The sequence below is a fragment of the Bartonella sp. MR110HLJHH genome, from assembly GCF_042194225.1.
GTDB lineage: Bacteria > Pseudomonadota > Alphaproteobacteria > Rhizobiales > Rhizobiaceae > Bartonella > Bartonella grahamii.
The window spans coordinates 1-893 of sequence record NZ_JBHIMQ010000076.1 but is presented as its reverse complement, the minus strand read 5'-3'; the positions used below and the strand labels follow the sequence as shown (position 1 = coordinate 893).

Sequence of the window (893 nt, the reverse complement as noted above, 5' to 3'; positions counted from 1 at the left end):
TTTATAGGGATCATGCTTGGCAAGTTTTAAATCCTACGCCTCTTTCTTTATCACAAGAACCGGTTATTCCCGTTTATCCTACGGGGACGATAGGGATTTTTGGGATGCAAGTTTTGCCAGATGGCTGGTTACCCTGTGATGGGAAGGCTTATTTGCGCAGTGATTATCCTGCTCTTTATGATGCGATAGGGATCAGGTGGGGTGGAGCTGATAGTTGGACGAAGTTTAATGTTCCCGATTTGCGTGGTGTTTTTTTACGAGGTGTTGATGATGACCGCGAGATAGACCGCTTTCGTTATCTTGGCACTTTACAAAATGACGCTATGAGAAAGCATGACCATGGGGGGCAATCCTTTACGATTTTGAATGATGAAAATCAGGAAGAGAGTTGGCATGGTGATATGACGATCATCTGGGGATATGTGTTGAATGACCAGCAAAGATTGAAACTTGCTGAACGTTTGGGTGTGAGGGCAGAGGATATACGCGTGCACCATAAGCTAGCCTTTCCCCATTCCCACCTTCACATGCGTGATGTTGTTTGGGCTCGTTCAGGTGTAAGTGAGACGCGCCCGATTAATATGAGTGTTGTGTTTGGAATCAAGACGTGAGGTTCAGATGTCCACGATTTATGATTGGTCTTTAACGGCATCTGAGAATGGTGGTGCTGATGCTTTAATTAATTGGTCAGAGGGACAGCATCCTAACACGGTTAATAATAGCGCTCGTTTTATGATGCAAAGGATAAGTGAGTATTTATCGGATACGGGCGGCGTGCTTGAAGGGATTGTGACGGTTGATAATAACCAAAAGACGAGCGTGATAAGGCTTCTAAGCCAATCGGCATTTTTAGAGTATAAGAATGGCATATCGGTTTGTTTTAAAGCAAAGGG

Annotated in this window: 1 protein-coding gene and 1 pseudogene; both read left to right on the top strand. The window is 44.3% G+C overall.

Features of this window, described 5'->3' with window-relative positions:
• Positions 1-611 (top strand): phage tail protein (locus tag ACFIKB_RS09405; protein WP_375653492.1); only part of this gene is annotated, 611 nt, incomplete at its 5' end.
• 7 nt (positions 612-618) lie between these two features.
• Positions 619-893: pseudogene (locus ACFIKB_RS09400) on the top strand (phage tail protein); the annotation flags it as partial.